We start from the raw sequence: 20,455 nt of genomic DNA on the forward strand, positions 1-20,455 counted from the left end.
GTTTCGAATCCGCTCAACCTAACAATACGAATTTTTCAGTAAACTATTCCCTATTGCGCATTGCAAACATCGTTTCTTTGCGCAATACTTATTTTTAAGCTGCAACAACGCTTGGGTTTCTAAAGCATTTTTAGAATGAATCTCCAAATCTTTAAATTTAGAAATGATCGAATTTTGTTCAGGCTTTAACTGCTGAATTAACATTAAGAATTGAGCTTCCTCTACTTCTCCTCTACTTTTTAAATAGTTGAATTTCAAAGGAATTATCGTATTAATCAACAATAAATCTACAAAGGATTTTGTTATATTTTTTGCACTTTTCAATCCTGTTTTCTGAAAGGTATAATGTGTTTTCCAAAAATCATTCAACTCAATAGTAAAAAATTGGTACATTTCTTTTACATCTTTAGTTTTCATCAACTTAGAAAATAAATTTTGCTGTTTGTAGTACAAAGAAACCAGTTGCGCTATTCTTATGGTTGGAAAATTTGTTGGACGCATTCTAAAAAATTGAAATTGTCCGTTGTGAATTGGTTGCAACTTGAATTTATGTTTTAAGTACTCATATTCAGTTTTTAAATCAATGGTATATTGTTCTTCTGATGTCTTTTCTAAAAAGCCAGCTTGACCAAAAAACAAAGCTTCCAATTGAAATGCATCCTTTTGTAACTTTCTAACAATAGAAAAATCAACAGAATTCGCCAGGTTTAAAAATGCTTCTGCATTGGTTTTTAATCCGAAGTTTTTTGCTAATAATTTAAATAATACCGCTTCATAATCAGAATTTGAATCGTTTAATAATTGATTTATCAATACTGATTTCTCTTCCAATCGTTCGAAAAACAAACCCTCTTTCCAATTCTCAAACACAAAAGAATCAATCGTATTAATTGCGTTTTCACAAGGAATCCAACGTTGCTCTTTTGAATACAATTTCTGATAGTTGAACAACAAATCTTTGGCAACTAATTTAGAGAGGTTTATGGTTGATAAAGACAAATTATCTTTTGTAAAAACTTCAGCATCATCCTCCCAAACCACGTGTAAAATAACGGAATCGTAATTAGGATCTTTCTCGTGTTGATGCACATACCAATCAGAAGATTTTACATGAATCTCAACATTTCCTCCCCATAAAATATCCTCAATTTTAATTTTAGCGTTTAAAAAATCTGGCCCAGAATTGGTATTATAATTCCCCGGAAAAACAATTTCAATTTGATTAAATTTTGTGGATTGTAAATTTGTTTTAGAAAACAATTGGTGTCTCCACACATACTGTAGAAAATCTTCCTTCATAGCTAAACATTTTTCTTTTTCGCCAATCAATTTAGAAAAAAAAGTTGAGTAAAGAAAAAATCTATATGTACATTATGAAATCTAATCGACTAACTTCTGTATTAAAATGAATTTATAGTACTTTTGTTTTGTTAAAAAACACCGAATGAGCATTATAAAAAATTTAGAATGGCGGTATGCAACAAAGAAATTTGATGCCACAAAATTGCTGTCAGATTCACAGATTAACACCTTAAAAAAAGCGTTTAATTTAACCGCAACTTCATACGGTTTACAGCCTATAAAAATGGTTGTTGTACACAATAAAGAGATTCAAAAAGAATTGGTTAAACATTCTTGGAATCAGCAGCAAATTGCACAAGCATCTCACGTTTTAGTGCTTTGTATTCAAAAACATATGTCTAGCGATGATGTTGAGAATTATTTTTCTTTAGTCAAAAAAATTAGAAATACACCCGATGAAATTTTAGATCAATTTAAAAACTACTTAAAAAATGATTTTGAAACAAAATCAGAAGAAACGATACATTCTTGGATGAAAAATCAAGCGTATATTGCTTTAGGAAATTTAATGACGGTTGCGGCATCAGAAAACATCGATTCTTGCCCGATGGAAGGATTTATTCCTGAAAAATATGATGCCCTTTTAAATCTTGGTAAACACAATTTAAAATCGGTTTTAGTACTTCCTGTTGGATTTAGAGCAGAAGATGATTTTATGAAAGACTTGAAAAAAGTTCGTAAAAACACCGACGAAGTTATTATCGAAATCAACTAATAATTTGCTTGATAAAAAAACTTCTCGATGCTACTTGAAGTAATTTTTACACTATGTTTTGTCGAACAGAGCCGAGACCTTTTACCTGCTTTTATTTTATAGAACAAGAGTAAAACTTTACTTTTGAAACACAAAAAACACACACAATGAACACAGAAATAAGAAACTTAGCGCCAAAAGCCGTTTGGAAGAATTTTGCAGATTTAAATGCAGTACCAAGACCTTCAAAAAAAGAAGAAAAAGTGATTGCTTTTATGGTTGCTTTTGGCAAAAAGCTAAACCTAGAAACAGTTGTTGATCCTGTTGGAAACGTTATCATTAAAAAACCAGCAACTGCTGGATTTGAAAACAGAAAAACAATCGTGATGCAAAGTCATTTAGACATGGTGCATCAAAAAAATTCTGACACTGATTTTGATTTTGATTCGCAAGGCATAGAAATGTATGTTGATGGTGATTGGGTTACCGCTAAAGGCACCACTTTGGGCGCAGATAACGGCTTAGGAGTTGCTGCAATTATGAGTGTTTTAGAATCAACAACAATTGACCACCCAGCTATTGAAGCGCTATTTACAATTGATGAAGAAACTGGAATGACAGGCGCAAAGGGTTTAGAAGCTGGATATTTAAGCGGAGAAATTCTATTGAATTTAGACACTGAAGAAGATGATGAAATTGGAATGGGTTGCGCTGGCGGAATTGATGTTACAGCAAAAAGAACGTATGCTGAAGAAACTATTTCAGAGAACACCTTGGCTTTTTCAATTTCCGTAAACGGATTGAATGGTGGTCATTCTGGAATGGATATTCACAAAGGACTAGGAAATGCAAATAAAATAATGAACCGTATTTTATTTGATGGTTTTGAAAACTTTGGTTTGCGTATTTCAGAAATTAATGGAGGAAGTTTAAGAAATGCAATTCCAAGAGAAAGCAAAGCAATAGTTGTTATTGATGCCATTTCTAAAGAGTCCTTCTTTTTTGAAATGAATGAACTCATCAATAATATTTATGCTGAATTTAAAAGTGTTGAACCTAATTTATCCATCGAAATATCAGAAACAAATGCACCTGAAAAAGTAATGAAATTAGGTGTTCAAGAAGGATTTATAAAATCAGTTTACGCTACTTTAAACGGAGTTTATAGAATGAGTCCAGACATTAGCGATTTGGTTGAAACTTCAAATAATATTGCAAAAGTTGTTGTAAAAGACGGAGAAATTTTAGTGAATTGCTTAACGCGTTCTTCATCAGAAAGCAATAAAATAGACTTGGCAAATTCTATTCGTGCTGCTTTTGAATTGGCTGGATTTGACGTTACTTTTTCTGGTGAATACCCAGGTTGGTTACCAAATATACATTCAGAAATTTTAAAAACCTTAGATGGTTTATACGAAAAACTACATGGAGAAAAAGCAAAAATTGCTGCTTGTCATGCAGGATTAGAATGTGGAATTTTAGGGCAGAATTATCCAGAAATGGACATGGTTTCATTTGGGCCAACTATTAGAGGTGCACATTCTCCAGATGAAAGAGCAAGCATTTCATCAACTCAGAAATTCTGGAATTTTTTACTAGAAATACTAAAAAATATTCCAAATAAACAATAAAAACGAATAAGAAAACCGTTGATAACTCAACGGTTTTTTTAAGCCTTACAATGTTCATTATCTTCAATAAAATAAATGTACATATTTGATTTTTAGACCATTACATTTTTATTATTTTGTTAACATCTTTGATTTTAATTAACGACAAATAATCGTATTTTTACTTTTTATATAATCCGATATTTTAATGACTAAAATTATTGCAATTGCAAACCAAAAAGGTGGTGTTGGTAAAACGACAACTACGGTAAATTTAGCAGCTTCTTTAGGGGTTCTAGAAAAAAAAGTGTTGTTGATAGATGCTGATCCTCAAGCAAATGCTTCTTCTGGTTTGGGAATTGATGTAGATACTGTAGAAATTGGAACCTATCAGGTTTTAGAACATACAGCTTCTATAAACGATGCCATACAAAAAACAACATCTCCGAATGTTGATATTGTTCCCGCTCACATAGATTTGGTTGCCATAGAAATTGAGTTGGTTGATAAAGAGCAACGAGAATACATGCTTCAAAAATCGCTCACAAAATTAAAAAACAAATACGATTATATTTTAATTGACTGCGCTCCTTCGTTAGGATTAATCACCTTAAATTCTTTAGTTGCTGCTGATTCAGTTATCATTCCGATTCAATGTGAATATTTTGCACTAGAAGGATTGGGTAAATTATTAAATACCATTAAAAGTGTACAAAACATCCACAATCCAGATTTAGATATCGAAGGATTATTATTAACCATGTTCGATTCTCGTTTACGCCTTTCTAATCAAGTTGTAGAAGAAGTTCGCAAGCATTTTAGCTCAATGGTTTTTGATACAATTATTAGACGTAACACACGTTTAGGAGAAGCTCCAAGTTACGGAGAAAGCATTATTGCATATGATGCTACAAGCAAAGGTGCTGTAAATTATTTAAGTTTAGCAAACGAAATTATTAAGAAAAACGCATAATGGCAAAAGCAACAAAAAAGCAAGCTTTAGGTAGAGGATTATCTGCTTTATTAAAAGAATCTTCGGCAGATATCAATTCTGTTTCAGACAAAAATGCCGACAAATTAGTTGGTACTATTGTAGAAATTGAATTAAAAAATATCGAAGTAAATCCGTTTCAACCTAGAACTTATTTTGATCAAGATGCTTTAAATGAATTAGCCAATTCTATCAAAGAATTAGGAGTTATTCAGCCAATTACCGTTCGTAAATTAGAAGGAAATAAGTTCCAGTTAGTTTCTGGAGAACGTAGATTCAGAGCTTCAAAATTAGTTGAAAACACTACTATTCCGGCTTATATTAGACTTGCCAACGATCAAGAAATGCTAGAAATGGCATTGGTAGAAAACATTCAACGAAAAAATTTAGATCCCATAGAAGTTGCCCTTTCTTATCAACGTTTAATTGATGAAATTCAATTAACTCAAGAACAATTAAGTGTACGTGTTGGTAAAAAAAGATCTACCGTAACCAACTATTTACGTTTGCTAAAGTTAGATCCAATTATCCAAACCGGAATGCGAGATGGGTTTATTTCAATGGGACATGGACGCGCATTGATTAATGTTGATTCTTCTGAAAATCAATTAAATATCTACACCAAAGTTGTGAAAGACAAATTGTCTGTTAGACAAACAGAAGAATTGGTTAAAAATATAAAAGAAGGAAATACCGTTACAAAATCAAAAAAACAAACGCCTAGTTTTGTAAAAGAATCTTTACCAGAATTGAACTCGTTTTTTGGTAGCAAGGTCGCAATTAGTTCTACTGCTAAAGGAAAAGGAAAAATTTCAATTTCATTTAAATCAGAAGAAGATTTTAATCGAATAAAAAACTTATTAAAGTAGTGTTATCACTAAAAAAAATACTTTTCTTTTTAAGTGTACTTATATCTTTTTCTATAAGCGCACAAAAAGATTCTACTCAAGTAGATGATCTTAAAATAAAAGGAAAAATCAAATTAAATAGCAATTATTTTAATCCGTTATCTCCATCAAAAGCGGCGTTTTACTCAGCAATATTTCCTGGTGGTGGTCAAATTTACAACAAGAAATATTGGAAAGCACCAATTGTTTGGGGAGCAATGGGAACAAGTATTTATTTGTATTTAGACAATAACAAAGAATACGACAGATATAGAACAGCATTTAAATTACGAGAAGCAGGCTTACAAGATGAATTTGCGGATATTGTTTCTAGAAACGGATTAATAAGCGCACAAAAAACATTAAAAAGCAATAGAGACTTGGCCATGTTAACGACCGTAGTTTTTTACGTTTTACAAATTGTAGAAGCAAGTGTAAATGCACATTTGTTGCAATTTAACACCAACGATAATTTATCGTTTACTCCAGTTATGATTCAGAGCCCAAAAACATATGGAATTCCGAAATTTGGATTAACTTTTAAATATTCTTTTTAGTATGAAAATAGCTTTATTAGGATACGGAAGAATGGGCAAAGAAATTGAAAAAATTGCCTTACAAAGAGGTCATGAAATTGTAATAAGATCAACTTCAAACTCAACATATATAATTACGGATGCCGATGTTGCTATCGATTTTAGCGTACCAACATCAGCAGTAAAAAACATCTCTAATTGTATAGAAAATCAAGTTCCTGTAATTTCTGGAACCACTGGTTGGCTTGAAAAATATGATGAAGTAGTTGATTTATGCAATGAGAAAAAAGGGGCCTTTATCTATGCATCAAATTTTAGTATTGGTGTCAATATTTTTTTTGAACTCAATAAACAATTGGCCAAAATGATGCATGCTTTAAGTGAGTATCAAATTTCTTTAGAAGAAATTCATCATACACAAAAATTAGATGCGCCAAGCGGAACAGCAATTACATTGGCAGAAGGAATTATAGAAAATAGCACTAAATCAGCATGGAAATTAGAAGGGAAAAAATCAGCAGAAATTGTTCCGATAACATCTAAAAGAATTGCAGATGTTCCTGGTACACATATTATAAATTACGCATCAGAAGTTGATTCTATAGAAATAAAACACACAGCACATAACAGAACTGGATTTGCATTGGGTGCAGTTGTAGCTGCAGAATGGATTCTGAATAAAAAAGGCGTGTTTACAATGAAAGATGTGTTAAACATTGGTTAAAGAATGTAACAATTCTTAACAAAACAAACTAATACACTATTATTACAATATTGTTTTCTTTAGCGGAAACAAGCAAAAAATACAGATTATGACATTTACAGAATGGTTTTTATTCTTTTTAGCAATACAAGCTATCCACTTTTTAGCTACTTGGAAATTATATATAAAAGCTGGTAGAAAAGCTTGGGAAGCAATTGTACCAATTTACAATGCAATTGTATTGATGCAAATTATAAATCGCCCGAAATGGTGGATAATCTTATTGTTTATTCCGATAGTAAACCTATTAATGTTTCCAATTATTTGGATAGAAACCTGTAGAAGTTTTAGTCATAACAAAAGACCTGATACAATTCTTGCGGTTGCAACTTTAGGGTTTTACCTATTTTATATCAATTATTTTTCTAAAAACGAATATGTAAAAGATCGAAGTTTAGAGCCAAGAAGTGTACTTGGCGAATGGATTAGCTCTATCGCTTTTGCAATTATTGCAGCCACTTTGGTTCATACCTATTTTATGCAGCCATATACAATTCCTTCTTCATCATTAGAAAAAACATTGTATGTTGGCGACTTTTTATTTGTAAGTAAGTTTCATTACGGAGCAAGAGTTCCGATGACAACGGTAGCAGCGCCAATGGTTCATGACACAATTCCTGCGATTCCAATTCCATTTATCGGACTAAATTTAACTCCTTCTTTTCAATCCTATCTTTCTCAATCAAAAGAAGACAAATATGAAGGTTCTTGGCTTAACAAACTATCACTACCATACATGCGTTTACCAGGAATTCAAAAAATAGAACGCAACGATATTGTTGTGTTTAGCTGGCCTGCAGATTCTTTAAATTTAATGTGGGGAGATAAATCTGGAAAATTCACCTACAAACCAGTTGATAAAAGAACCAACTATGTAAAACGTGCCGTTGGTGTTCCAGGAGATTCTTTAGAAGTAAGAGATGGTTATGTATTTATAAACGGAAAAAGAACCGTATTGCCAGATAGAGCTAAACCGCAATACTTTTTCACGGTTGACACAGGCGGACAACAATTTAGCCAAGGCGCTGCAAAAAGATATAATATTAGAGAATATGGATCTGAAAATGGAAAATATATTTTAAACCTAACTGACCAAGAAGCTGCTTTAATTAAAAATAACCCAATTGTAAAAAGTGTTGTTAAAAGAATAGAACCTAAAGGAACTTTCAACAAAGATTTATTTCCGCACAGTCCACATTATTTATGGACAAACGATAATTACGGCCCAATTTATATTCCTAAAAAAGGAGAAACCGTAGCATTAAATGAAAAATCGATGCCTTTTTACGAACAAATCATAAGAAGATACGAGCATAATAATTTATCAATTATTGGAAATGATTATTATTTAAACGGTAAAAAAGCAACTTCTTACACCTTTAAGCAAGATTATTATTGGATGATGGGAGACAACAGGCAAAACTCATTAGATGCACGTTCTTGGGGTTATGTCCCATTTGATCATGTTGTTGGAAAACCTGTTTTTATTTGGTTAAGTTGGGATCCTAATGCAAAAGGATTTGCGAAATTTGCATCAATTCGTTGGGATAGGATGTTTACAACAGTTGGCGGAAGTGGAGAACCTGTTTCTTATTTTAAACCTTTTTTACTCATTTTAATGGGCTATTTTGCATTCAACTATTATCGTAAAAAGAAAAAAGCAACTAAATAATAAATGTCTTTACTAGTACCAACCTACTTCTCTCCTATTTCGCAATATATCGCTATTGCAAATACAGACGAAGTACTTTTTGAAGTAGAAGATAATTTTCAAAAGCAGACCTATAGAAATCGCTGTTATATTTATGGTCCAAACGGAAAACAATTATTAAATATTCCTGTAAAACATACATCCACTTCATCTAGAAAAAAGACAAAAGACACTTTAGTAGATAATTCTGTCTCATGGCAAAGTCAACATTTAAAATCGATACAAATTGCATATCGAAATTCGCCTTTCTTTGAATTTTACGAAGATGATTTACTGCCCATTTTAACAAATAAATACAAATACTTATTAGACGTAAGCATCGACACATATCTTTTTATTACTGATGCTTTACAAATAAATCAAGCATATAAAAAAACAAAAGAATACCAACTTTCCACTAAAAATGATTATCGATTTTTAGCAAATGCTAAACAAGAACATCACGGCAATTTTAAACCTTATATTCAAATGTTTGATGATAAATTTGGGTTTATTAAAGATCTTTCTGTTTTAGATTTACTATTTATGGAAGGTCCAAATGCAATTAGTTTTATAGAAAATAATGCGTTAACTTTGAAAGAATAAAATACTATTATGGATTTCGTTTCCAACTTTATAAATACATATTCACCTAATTTATCAAAAAAATCTAGGGTAATTTTTGAATCTAATATTCAATTCAAATTTTATAAAAAAGGAGATATAATTGTAAATGCTGGCGAAATTCCTACAAACTTTTACATATTAAAAACTGGCGTTTTAAGAAGTTTTTTAAGAGACTCTAAAGGTAAGGAACATATTAAAACTATTTACATTCCAATTACTACCTCTGGGTCTTTATCTTCGTTAATTACAAAAAAACCTTCAAATGCAATTTATGATTGTTTAACAGATGCTGAAATATTAGTTGGTAACTTTCACGAATTTATAAAGCAAACAGAAAAACATCATGATTTAGCTTTGCTTTACAATAGAGTATTGGAAAGTATATTTATTAGAACTGAAAAAAGAATTTTTGAACTATCTGTATTAAATGCTACAGAAAGATATATTAAGCTAAAAAAAGAAATTCCAAATATTAGTAATTTAATACAGCAATATCATATTGCTTCTTACTTAAATATTACTCCTGTTCAGTTAAGCAGAATTAGAAAAGAATTGTATTCTAAATGAAAAATTTATTAACATATGTTAACTTTTAACATTGGATATTCTTTTATCTTTGGTAGAAGAATATCCCTTGATGAATTTACTATCCCCTAGTTGTTTATTAAAAAAAGACTTGTTTAATCACAAGTCTTTTTTATTTTTACTAAAATGGATTTAAAATTTCTAGTACATTACAGTTTTCATTTTATTGTTCCTGCAATAATTGCCTTCCTATTTTTTAAAGAAAATTGGAAAAAAGTATACCTTATTTTTATAGCAACGATGTTGATAGATCTAGATCATTTATTTGCTAATCCCATTTTTGATCCGAATAGATGCAGTATTCATTTTCATCCTCTACATAGTTATATTGCAATCGTAATTTATTTTTTACTACTAATTTGGGAAAAAACGAGAATCCTAGCAATTGGATTACTATTACACATTCTTGCAGATACTATCGATTGCTTTTTATAAGTTTATCTATTATTGTATTGATATCAGAAGAAATTTTAAGTTTGTAAATACTAAATAAGTACAGTATCGTTATTAAAACTCCCTTTAATCCAATATTAATAATTGGATGAAACTTAAAATCCCAAAAGAAAAACACACCATAAATAACGCCTAAAACCAAAAGCAAGTAGATTGTTTTTATCGTAAAAGGTACAATATTAAATTTCTTTTTTACGTACCAAATCTTAACTGTATTAAAAAACAATAAAACAATTAGTGTAGAGAGCGCAGCTCCACTCATTCTATAAATAGAAATAAGCCAGTTATTTAAAAGAATAACCGCCAGCGCCATCGCAATAGAATAGGGCAATAAAATTTTATAGTATTTAGAATTTGAAATGATTGCTCCGTTATTTCCCAAAGCCATAGTGTATAGTTTTGCTATAGAAATCATAAACACCACCCAAATTCCTTGAGAATATTTTTCATCAATCAATAAATATCCTTGGCTGATGTTTAAATTTATCAACAAGAAAAATAATCCGCAGATTAATAATAAGTTGATGGAAGTACTTTTGTACAATTTATTAATTTCAAGCGCATTATTTTCGTTTAAAGCCTTTGCTGTAATTGGTTGTACAATTTGCGCCATTGCTCTTCCAGGGGCTTCTAATAACGATGCAATATACACTCCGACAGAATAATATGCAGTGTACGCAATTGCTTCTTTTTGCGGAATCATAAACTTATCAATATCTAATAAAATTGCTCCTGCAGAGCCCGCTAAAATGATATACGAAGCATATTTAAACACTTCTTTATAATTATTTGGCAACTGAAAGGTAAACTTTGGCGTGTATAATTTAAGCGCATACAAAAGCATGATAAGTGCCCGAATAAAATACGCTCCAGTTAAATAATAAATAAATTCAACTTGATCAATTACTTTAAAAAAAACTAAGGTTAAAAGAAGCGTTACAGCAATTCTAGAAAACATTTCTTTTAATATATTTCCAAAAACCGATTGCAGTTGCACTTTAGCCCAAGCGTAAAAAATTTCGAAATATGCTGTGGCAACAGCTACTAAGTAAATAACCCAAGTAAACTCTTTTATAATCGGATTTTCTAAGGATAAATAGTTACTGATTTGCTCGTAAAAAACGGTTCCGAAAAAACCAAACGGCAATGCAATTAGCAAAGGAAACACCAACGATGAACTCAAAAACTTATCTTTTTCTAGCTTAGAAGTGTATGACGAAAAAAACTTGACAATTGAATACTGAACACCAAAAGCTGTTAGTGGCATTAATAAATTTGCAGTTGATAACAAATACGTTACCAAACCGTAATACTCATCCGTTAAAAAGTTGGTATATAAAAACAATGCGTTAACACCACCAATTCCGAATGCCGCAAACGTGATAATTGTGTTTTTAAACGATTGATTGAATACAATTCCCAATGAAAAAGTTATTTAGTTAACAATGTTAAAATAGATTGATGAATACTTTCTCCAACTTGATTCCCAAACAGTTCTAAATTAAAATCCATTTCTGAATTTTTAAATTTATGAAATGCATTTATAATTTTAGTTTGATTACTTCCAACAATTTCTGCAAAACCGTTTTCCACCAACTCAACCCATTCCGTTTCTTCTCTTACAATTATGCAATTTTTTTTGTTAAAAAATGCTTCTTTTTGTAATCCGCCACTATCAGAAATTACTAGCGTACAATTTTTAAGCAACTCTAACATTGCAAAATAACCAACAGGGTTTATCAAAGTGATATTGGGTTGGATATTATTTTTTTCTAATATTTTTTTTGTTCTAGGATGCAATGGTAAAACCACTTTACAATCTTTATTAATTTCTTCTAAACCAGCAAAAATCGATTTTAAATTCTCAACATCGTCAGTGTTTTCTTGTCTGTGTATTGTTGCCAACACAAATTCATTTTTATTCAAATCTAAATCAGCAATGATAGAAGATTTTTCTGCGGATGTTTGACTGTAATATTCCACTGCATCTTTCATTATATCGCCATTTTTTACAATTTTGATTGGCAAATTATCAAAGCCTTCTTTTTGTAAATTTTTGATAGCAGTGTCTGTTGGACAACACAACAAATCAGAAATTCTGTCTGTTAAAATTCGATTGATTTCTTCTGGCATTTTCATATTAAAGGAGCGCAAACCTGCTTCTATGTGAATTACTTTAATATGTAGTTTTTTAGCTGCTAAAGAACCAGCGATGGTTGAATTTGTATCGCCATACACAACAACTGCGTCTGGTTTTTCATCCAACAAAATGGTTTCTATTTTTTCTAACATTTGTCCAGTCATTGCACCATGACTTAAACTATTAATCGCCAAATTATAGGTGGGTTTCGGGATTTCCATTTCTTCGAAAAAAACTTCACTCATATTGGCATCAAAATGTTGACCAGTATGAATGATCACTTCTTCAATTTGATGGTGATTTTTAATCACTCTACTCAACACTGCAGCTTTTACAAATTGTGGTCTTGCTCCTAAAATGGTTACTATTTTTTTCATAAAATTCACAAAACGGTTTCTTTAATGATATTGGCTAATTTCTCTGTTAAATTTCTGCGATGATATTGCTCTATATTGCTAGAATTTGATACTAAATTTCCTTTTATAAAAGAAGCATATAGATGTAAAATTTCTTTTTTTAAGTTTTCAACATCATTAAAATTCACAATAATTCCTGAATTTGTTTCTTTTAAAATCTCTGCCAAATCGCCATTTGTTGGTCCAATAGCTAAGATAGGACGTTTTGCTTGTAAATACTCAAATATTTTCCCTGTAATAACACCTTTTGCGCTTTTTACATTGTTTACTGCGAGTAATAAAACTTGTGATTTTTGTTGATATTTTGTTACTTCTTGATGCGAAACATATCCAATATCTATAATGTTTTTTATGTGATATTCTTCTAAACAATCGTGAACTTCTGGAGCTATTTTCCCTACAAACTGAATTTGGTAATCCGCTGCAAAAGCATCGTTTTCTTTACTAATTTCAGAAATTGCTTTCCATAATGAAATTGGATTTCTATCTGCATTCATCAATCCAACATGTGTAATGGTAAATTTCTTATCTAATGGTATAGTATCCGTTTTTACATCAGAATCAAAACCATTAGTAATGACATAAATGTTCTTTGAAAAATTAATAAAACGCTCCTTCATAGTTTTCCCGATAACTAAAACTGCATCTGATTTTTCTAAAACTTTTTGTTCTAATTGTTGATGTTTTTGAATTGATTTCTTGGTCAAAGGTAATTGCTCAAAATAATCTATTTCTGTCCATGGATCTCTAAAATCTGAAATCCATTTGATGTTCAAGTCTTTCTTCAATTCCAATCCGATTAAATGCAAACTATGCGGAGGACCCGAAGTTATGATTGCGTCTATATTGTGTTCTGATAAATATTTTTTTAAATACTTAACCGAAGGTTGTATCCAAAATTTACGTGCATCAGGAATAAAATAATTGGCTCTAATATATTGTAATATTTTTCCAAAAAAAGGAGGATTTGGATTTAAAAATCCTGCAGATTGTTGCGTGTTTTTCTTTTTAAAAAAGGAAAAAATAGTGTTTGGTTCCCAAATAGGTTGTTTTAAAATGGTAATATTTTTCGGGACCTCATCAAGAAAAGAAGTATCTAAAATTGGATATTTCGGATTGTCAACTGTAAATACAACAGGTTCAATTCCGAAATCTTGTAAATATTTAACAAATTTCAACCAGCGTTGCACTCCAGAACCACCAGAAGGAGGCCAATAATATGTTATAATTAGTACTTTCAATTACCTAAGTTATCGTATAAATGTACTAAGTTTTTTGAAGTAAATTCCCAATTAAGCTCACCATTTAAAGATTCGTGGTTTCCTTTTTTTGCTTTTTGCATTGCAGCATCGTAATCCGCATGAATATTTACAATTGAATTTGCCAAACTAGTTGGATTTTCTGATTCAAAATAAGTTCCGATTTCATATTGATGTACCAACCTTTTCATCGGTGCACAATTAGAAACCAACAATGGCTTTCCTGACAATAATATTTGAAAAAACTTATGCGGAACAGCACTTTCTGTGTGTTCATTAGAAATATGCGGAATGATATTTACTGAGGAATTCCTCATTATATTAACCACGTTTTTAAAAGGTTCGCTTCCTCTAATCTCTACAAAATCTTGCAAATTATTTTGATTGATGATGTTTTGCAAATGATTTCTAACATCCTTATTTGCCGGACCGACTAGTACTAAAAAAGCATTCGAAATTTTCTTAGAAATTTCTTTCATTCCTAAAATTGCTGTATGTAAACCTCTATGTGGACCAAAACCACCAACATAAGAAATGATGAATTTATTTTTTAAATCACTAAAATAATTCGAAGCTGAATCATCAAAATTCTTGATAAATTCTTTCTTCTCTGAATTCGGAACAATCACAATTTTACTTTCAGAAATGTTGTGTTGCTCAATCAATCGATGCTTCATTTCATCAACAACGGTAATTAAAATATCAAATTTTTTAATGATTCTAGATTCATAATTCCGCCATCTATTATAGCTAAAAAACAAGTGATTTTTTAATCTGATTACAGGGTTTTTACGCCAAGAAAACCACGTCATTAAAGCTGCTGGATAATTTTCATGTAAATCTAATACCGTTTTTAAATGATTTTTTTTTGCAGCTAAAAAGGCCGTTTTCGCCAAAGGTAAATCGTGAACATGTAAAACATCAATTTTATTTTCTTTGATAAAATATGGGAGTTGTTTTTTAAAAAAAGGATGTACAAAACCAACGGAAGCAATGACATCTATAATGCCTTCATGAGCCAAGCTTTTATATTCTATTTTACGAATAATTTGAACTCCGTTAACAACTTCATACTCTTTTTCGTTTGGATTTTTTTTACACAGTACAATAACAGAATGATTATTTTCTACCAAAGTTTCTGCTTCTTTACGAACTCTAATATCTGCCGGATAATTTCCGTTCAATAACATTCCAATGTTCATAAAGCTGTTTTATTTTTTCTTCTTTTCGTAAAAAAACCATCCAATCGGAATCATCAATAACAAGAAGTAAGAAGTTAATGTTATGGTATTTCCGTTTTTAATTGTTGTAGGCTCAAATTTAAAATCGATAGTATGTTTTCCTGCCGGAATTTCCATTCCACGCAATACATAATTCACTCTATAATGCGGAGATAACTTTCCATCTATATATGCATTCCAACCATCTTTATAATAGATTTCAGAAAAAACAGCAAACTGATTTTTTGCAGCATTAGATTGATATGTTAACGTTGTAACATCATAATTTGTGAGTTGAATTGTTGCAGTAGGATCTCTTTCGAAATTGTTTTTAACATCAAATTTACTTGCATCAATTACAGCTTCATATTTTGTTTTTAAAGAGTCTAATGCCTTTATTTCTTCATCTGCAGAAGCCACTAATTTTAAGTTTGACACATACCAAACGCTACCATTTGTATTTGGGTTTTCTTGTACACTTAAATTACCTGTTTGATCTGGAAAAATAAAATATTTGGCATTTAACATGTTCAACACTTCCATGTTGTTTTTTACTATCTGATAATCAAACAATTCTTGATAACGTCCCATTTTAGCAGCGTGATAACCACCAATAGAATTATGAAAATACGATGTTCTTCCGTCTTGTAACGGACTTGGAAAATTGGCAACTCTATAATACCCTTTATCTTTTAAGATTTGCTTATCGATGTCATTTAATTGAAAAGGTTTTTCAATATTTCTGGCTTTTTCAAATGAATCGTTATTTACATAATTGATATTTACAGAAAGTAAGTCAACTAAAATGATGATAGCAAACCCTACAATTGCCTTCGTTTGATTCACTTTATTTTTAAGGAAAAACCATAAAATTGCAAACGAAATTGAAATCAAAATTAATGAACGTAAACTGTCTTGAAATAACATTGTTTTTCTATCAGAAATTAATGCATCAACCAAACCAGGAATTTGCTCATAATTATTGTCTCTAAATCCTTCAAAATCAAATAAACTGGATCCAAAAAGGGTAAAGAAAACTGTAATTCCTCCTAAAATATAAAATGCTTTTTTTAATGCATTCTTTTTCTCATCCGAAGAAATTTCTTTTGAAAAGAATTCTTTTAAAGCTAAAATTCCCAATAAAGGAACACAAATTTCTGCAATTACTTGAATCGAAGAAACTGCTCTAAATTTATTGTACAGCGGTACATAATCAATAAATAGATTGGTAATAATTTCAAAATTTTTACCCCAACTTAATACAATTGAAAAAATCGTTGCAGCAACCAGCCATTTCTTAAGCGTTCCTTTGATTAAAAAAGCACCGAGCAAAAACAAAAACACTAAAATTACTCCAATATACGCTGGCGCTTCAATAATTGTTTGATTTCCCCAATACGTTAATACCTGTTTTGATGCTTGCGATGCCTGAACAGGTCCAATTTGCGGATGTGATTTTAAGGTTTCATAAAAATTGGAGTTTTTCCCTAATTCCTCATAAGTTCCGCCTCCCATAAACCTTGGAATGAACAAATTAAACGTTTCGGTTAAACCATAACTGTATTCTGTAATATATTCTTTAGATAAACCTTCTGTAACTTGTTTGGGTGAACCATTTGGATCAATAGTTAATTCTGTTTTTCCCCGTGTACTATAACTTGCATATTCTTGCATTGCTAATAAACGAGTAGAATTTACACCAAGTCCCAATAACATTGCAAAAACAATAATTATTGATTGTTTAACAAAAGGTTTGTACGTTTTTTCTTGAATAGCATCAATTAGTTTTACAATTCCTAAAATCAATAAAATAAACCCTAAATAATAGGTCATTTGTGGGTGATTTGAATTTATTTCTAACGCCATTGCTATCGAAGTAACAACAAATCCGAGTAAGTACTTTTGTTTAAAAATCCAAATTACACCAGCCATTACCATTGGCATGTATGCAATTGCGTGCGCTTTTGCATTATGTCCTGCTCCAAATATGATAATTAAATAAGTAGAAAACCCAAAGGAAAGTGCACCTAAAATTGCCAATTTCCATTCTACTTTTAAAGCTGTAAGCAGTAAAAAAAATCCTAAGAAATATAAGAAAACATAATCTGCTGGTCTTGGTAAAAAACGTAAAGCGCTATCTAGAGTTTTTATATAATCATTCGGATAATAAGCACTTAATTGATATGCTGGCATTCCGCTAAAAGCAGCACCGGTCCAATAAGGTTCTTTTCCTTTTTCTGCTCTGTAATCTGCTATTTCTTTAGACATTCCTTTAAACTGAGTAATGTCGCTTTGTTTTATTTTTTGTCCTTTTAAAACCGGATTAAAGTATAAAACTGATGCAATTACAAAAATGAGAATTGCTATTAAATATGGAAATGTTCTTTTAATTTTCATCTTATTCTACTTCTTCATAATCAACATATTCACCAACAGAATTATTGCTTTGATTCTTATTTCCTGGCTTTTTATCGATTATAGTTTCTCCAACTTTTACATTGGGTTCTTGTTGATTTTGGTGTTGATTTCGTGCTTTTTCTTGCATCTTACTCACCATTCTTTTCATCAAGTATGGAGCAAAAAGTTTAGCCAAATACTTAAACACATAATAAACCAATAAAATAATAGCGATTGTTCTTAATAAACCCATTTGTACTGTAACTGCTTTTTATAATTCGAAAAATTACTTCAAAAGTAACAATTTGAGAGCAACTTTAACGTTAAGTTTATACAAAAAACATCGCGAAAGTTTAAAAAAGCAATTTCTTAAATATGACGTGTGCTTTTTTTGCTGTATGTTTGTGTTTATCTGCAAAAAGACAGCGTATAGATGATGAATTACCCCAAAAATGAATATGAATAAAAAGATTCTTTTTTTCTTTTTTTTATGTAGCAGTTATCTTTTAAATGCTCAATACACAAATGTAATTAACTCTAACAGACCTGGTTTTTCTGAAAGTCCGTATAGTGTTGGCTCTGGCATTTATCAAATAGAAACTGGTTTTTTTTATAATTCCTCTAAAATTGTTAGAACCTTTACCGTTCCGAGTTCTTTTGGTTACACATTGGATTTTAGGACTAGTTTTTTTGACGAAAAATTAGAATTCAATACAAACTTTGCACTTCAAAAAGATAAAGTAGCGTTTAAAAATGTTTTTACTTCTGATTATTTTACAACTGGAGTTAGCGATTTGTCATTCGGTGCTAAATATTTAGTTTTTCATCAAGAATATGAAGACAAATCTAAAGAAATAAGAAGCTGGAAACGCAGACATGCTTTTGATTGGAAAAGAGCAATTCCGTCTGTTGCCATCTACATTGGTATCAATACAAATTTGGTAAATGATATTTATAAACTAGAAGGCCTGACTCCTAAATTTGGGGTTTTGCTTCAAAATAATTTATCTAAGAAATTAAATATTGTTACCAATGTTTTCTACGACAACATTGGAAGTTCGTACTCAGAATTAGCATATATCGTTACCGGAACTTATGCTTTTAATGATACTTGGAGCAGTTTTTTAGAACATCAAGGAAGTTATAATAAATATCAAACAAATAACAACTTCGGAACAGGAATTGCCTATTTGTCCAGTAGACATTTTCAGGTTGATGCTTCAACTCGATTAAATTTCAACGGAAAAACAACTGAATTTTATGCCGGACTCGGATTTTCGTTTCGTTTAGACAGACATGTTCCAAAATTTGATTTGTTAGACGAAAAAGGAAATATAATTGTAGATGAGAAACCTGCATCAACAAAAAAGAAAAAATTCTTTGGAAGACTACTTGATTTCTTTAAATTTAAAAAGAAAGAAAAAGAAACTGATAATACATACAAACGAAAAAGACCAGTACGTAAAAGAATAGAATCTACAACCGGTAAAAAGAAAGATAGCAAAAAAGAAAAAAGTGGTTTTTTTAGTTTCTTAAAACGAAAAAACAAGAAGAAAGATAACACAAAAAAGGAGGCGGAAAAGAAACAAAAAGACGATACAAAAAACGATAATTAGTAATTGAACGTTTTGTATATTTAGCCTATGATTACCATTAAAGAAATTTTTACAAGAAAGGAGTTAAAACAGTTTGTTGCATTTCCTTTTTCACTTTATAAAGGAAACCCTTATTGGGTTCCGCCAATAATTAAAGACGAATTAGATACGTTAGACAAGCATAAAAATCCGGCTTTTGAACATGCTGAAGCTCGTTTTTTTATCGCAATTAAAAATAAAAAAATTGTTGGACGTGTTGCTGCAATCATCAACAAATATGAAACTGAAAAACAAGGCATTCTTAAAATGCGTTTTGGTTGGTTTGATGTAATTGATGATATAGAAGTTAGTAGAATTTTACTAGAGAAAGTAAAAGAAATCGGTTATCAAAATAACCTAGCATATATAGAAGGCCCGGTTGGGTTTTCCAATTTAGACAAAGTGGGTGTTTTAATTGAAGGTTTTGATCATATCGGAACTATGATTACCTGGTATTCTCAACCTTATTACAAAGTACATTTAGAAAAATTAGGATACACTAAAGAAAAAGAATATTTAGAGAACAAGTTTCAAATTAGCAATATTGATGCTGCCTATTATGAAAGGATTGCAAACGTTGTAAAACATCGATATAAACTTACTCCGTTAAATTTTAGTAACACAAAAGACATCATGCCTTATGTGGATGAAATGTTTGATTTGTTTAGTAAAACCTATTCAAAATTATCTTCTTTTGTTCCGATTTCTAACACACAAATTGCGCATTTCAAAAAACATTATATCGGATTTATCAATCCAGAGTTTATCAAGTTTGTGGTTGATGAAAATCATAAATTAGTTGCTTTTGCTATTATTATGCCTTCATTTTCGAAAGCACTTCAAAAAGCAAACGGAAAATTATTTCCATTCGGAATTTTCCATTTATTAAAAGCTCGTAAAAACCCTAAAACAGTAACATCTTATTTAATCGGAGTTGAAGATAGTTACAAAAACAAAGGTGTAACGGCTATTATTTTTGACGAATACACCAAGGTTTGTATTGCAAAAGGAGTGAAAGAAATGATTAGAACTCCAGAGTTAGAAGACAATGAAGCAATTCATAAAATTTGGCGGAATTTTAATCCCGTTACACACAAAAGACGTAGAACTTATAAATTAGGAATTAGGAATTAGGAATTAGGAATTAGGAATTAGGAATTAGGAATTAGGAATTAGGAATTAGGAATTAGG

At 30.6% G+C, this 20,455-nt stretch carries 19 protein-coding genes; 12 read left to right on the plus strand and 7 right to left on the minus strand.

The window, feature by feature from the left end; genetic code table 11:
- Positions 1-18 precede the first annotated feature (18 nt).
- Positions 19-1,299, minus strand: coding sequence for a DUF2851 family protein (locus ACEWL1_RS10945; RefSeq protein ID WP_409233339.1), 1,281 nt, complete (start codon positions 1,297-1,299; stop codon positions 19-21).
- 145 nt (positions 1,300-1,444) lie between these two features.
- Here ACEWL1_RS10945 and ACEWL1_RS10950 point away from each other — a divergent pair, with 145 nt between their 5' ends.
- The 10 genes from ACEWL1_RS10950 to ACEWL1_RS10995 all read left to right on the plus strand — a co-directional run bounded on the left by ACEWL1_RS10950 (position 1,445) and on the right by ACEWL1_RS10995 (position 10,180).
- Positions 1,445-2,077: an NAD(P)H-dependent oxidoreductase gene (locus ACEWL1_RS10950; RefSeq protein WP_409233340.1), complete on the plus strand. Its 633-nt coding sequence runs from the start codon at positions 1,445-1,447 to the stop codon at positions 2,075-2,077.
- Between the two features lie 146 nt (positions 2,078-2,223).
- Positions 2,224-3,687, plus strand: coding sequence for an aminoacyl-histidine dipeptidase (locus ACEWL1_RS10955; RefSeq protein WP_409233341.1), 1,464 nt, complete (start codon positions 2,224-2,226; stop codon positions 3,685-3,687).
- A gap of 187 nt (positions 3,688-3,874) precedes the next feature.
- Complete coding sequence (locus ACEWL1_RS10960; protein ID WP_409233342.1) at positions 3,875-4,639, plus strand: ParA family protein; 765 nt, start codon at positions 3,875-3,877, stop codon at positions 4,637-4,639.
- Positions 4,639-5,526, plus strand: coding sequence for a ParB/RepB/Spo0J family partition protein (locus ACEWL1_RS10965; protein WP_409233343.1), 888 nt, complete (start codon positions 4,639-4,641; stop codon positions 5,524-5,526). The genes ACEWL1_RS10960 and ACEWL1_RS10965 overlap by 1 nt, the downstream gene beginning before the upstream one ends.
- Positions 5,526-6,101: a DUF5683 domain-containing protein gene (locus ACEWL1_RS10970; protein WP_409233344.1), complete on the plus strand. Its 576-nt coding sequence runs from the start codon at positions 5,526-5,528 to the stop codon at positions 6,099-6,101. The genes ACEWL1_RS10965 and ACEWL1_RS10970 overlap by 1 nt, the downstream gene beginning before the upstream one ends.
- A gap of 1 nt (position 6,102) precedes the next feature.
- Entirely contained in the window at positions 6,103-6,804 is a 702-nt protein-coding gene (gene dapB, locus ACEWL1_RS10975) for a 4-hydroxy-tetrahydrodipicolinate reductase (protein ID WP_409233345.1), read from the plus strand.
- An 88-nt stretch (positions 6,805-6,892) separates the two neighbouring features.
- Entirely contained in the window at positions 6,893-8,515 is a 1,623-nt protein-coding gene (gene lepB, locus ACEWL1_RS10980; protein ID WP_409233346.1) for a signal peptidase I, read from the plus strand.
- 3 nt (positions 8,516-8,518) lie between these two features.
- Positions 8,519-9,139: a WbqC family protein gene (locus ACEWL1_RS10985; RefSeq protein WP_409233347.1), complete on the plus strand. Its 621-nt coding sequence runs from the start codon at positions 8,519-8,521 to the stop codon at positions 9,137-9,139.
- A 9-nt stretch (positions 9,140-9,148) separates the two neighbouring features.
- Positions 9,149-9,727: a Crp/Fnr family transcriptional regulator gene (locus tag ACEWL1_RS10990; protein ID WP_409233348.1), complete on the plus strand. Its 579-nt coding sequence runs from the start codon at positions 9,149-9,151 to the stop codon at positions 9,725-9,727.
- Between the two features lie 144 nt (positions 9,728-9,871).
- Positions 9,872-10,180 carry a DUF6122 family protein gene (locus ACEWL1_RS10995; protein WP_409233349.1) on the plus strand — a complete coding sequence of 103 codons (309 nt, stop codon included), beginning with the start codon at positions 9,872-9,874 and terminating at the stop codon, positions 10,178-10,180.
- Here the strand turns inward: ACEWL1_RS10995 and ACEWL1_RS11000 are convergent.
- The 6 genes from ACEWL1_RS11000 to ACEWL1_RS11025 are packed head-to-tail and all read right to left on the minus strand — an operon-like array spanning position 10,161 to position 17,883.
- Complete coding sequence (locus ACEWL1_RS11000; RefSeq protein ID WP_409233350.1) at positions 10,161-11,621, minus strand: oligosaccharide flippase family protein; 1,461 nt, start codon at positions 11,619-11,621, stop codon at positions 10,161-10,163. The two genes, ACEWL1_RS10995 and ACEWL1_RS11000, sit on opposite strands and share 20 nt — an antisense overlap.
- Positions 11,622-11,629: 8 nt before the next feature.
- A complete protein-coding gene (gene wecB / locus ACEWL1_RS11005) occupies positions 11,630-12,715 on the minus strand; it encodes a non-hydrolyzing UDP-N-acetylglucosamine 2-epimerase (protein ID WP_409233351.1) in 1,086 nt (361 codons plus the stop codon).
- Between the two features lie 5 nt (positions 12,716-12,720).
- Positions 12,721-13,995 carry a glycosyltransferase family 4 protein gene (locus tag ACEWL1_RS11010; RefSeq protein WP_409233352.1) on the minus strand — a complete coding sequence of 425 codons (1,275 nt, stop codon included), beginning with the start codon at positions 13,993-13,995 and terminating at the stop codon, positions 12,721-12,723.
- Positions 13,992-15,215, minus strand: a complete 1,224-nt coding sequence (locus ACEWL1_RS11015) for a glycosyltransferase (protein WP_409233353.1) — start codon at positions 15,213-15,215, stop codon at positions 13,992-13,994. The genes ACEWL1_RS11010 and ACEWL1_RS11015 overlap by 4 nt, the downstream gene beginning before the upstream one ends.
- Positions 15,216-15,224: 9 nt before the next feature.
- Positions 15,225-17,630, minus strand: a complete 2,406-nt coding sequence (locus ACEWL1_RS11020; protein WP_409233354.1) for a YfhO family protein — start codon at positions 17,628-17,630, stop codon at positions 15,225-15,227.
- 1 nt (position 17,631) lies between these two features.
- Entirely contained in the window at positions 17,632-17,883 is a 252-nt protein-coding gene (locus ACEWL1_RS11025) for a DUF4834 family protein (RefSeq protein ID WP_409233355.1), read from the minus strand.
- A 205-nt stretch (positions 17,884-18,088) separates the two neighbouring features.
- Here ACEWL1_RS11025 and ACEWL1_RS11030 point away from each other — a divergent pair, with 205 nt between their 5' ends.
- Together ACEWL1_RS11030 and ACEWL1_RS11035 are read left to right on the plus strand one after the other, a co-directional pair.
- On the plus strand, positions 18,089-19,246 hold the full coding sequence (locus ACEWL1_RS11030) for a transporter (protein WP_409233356.1): 1,158 nt from the start codon (positions 18,089-18,091) through the stop codon (positions 19,244-19,246).
- Between the two features lie 27 nt (positions 19,247-19,273).
- The gene (locus ACEWL1_RS11035) at positions 19,274-20,398 is read left to right on the plus strand and encodes a GTP cyclohydrolase (protein WP_409233357.1); all 1,125 of its coding nucleotides are present in this window, start codon (positions 19,274-19,276) and stop codon (positions 20,396-20,398) included.
- The last annotated feature ends 57 nt before the right edge of the window (positions 20,399-20,455 follow it).

Source organism: Polaribacter gochangensis, assembly GCF_046224025.1.
Classification (GTDB): domain Bacteria; phylum Bacteroidota; class Bacteroidia; order Flavobacteriales; family Flavobacteriaceae; genus Polaribacter; species Polaribacter gochangensis.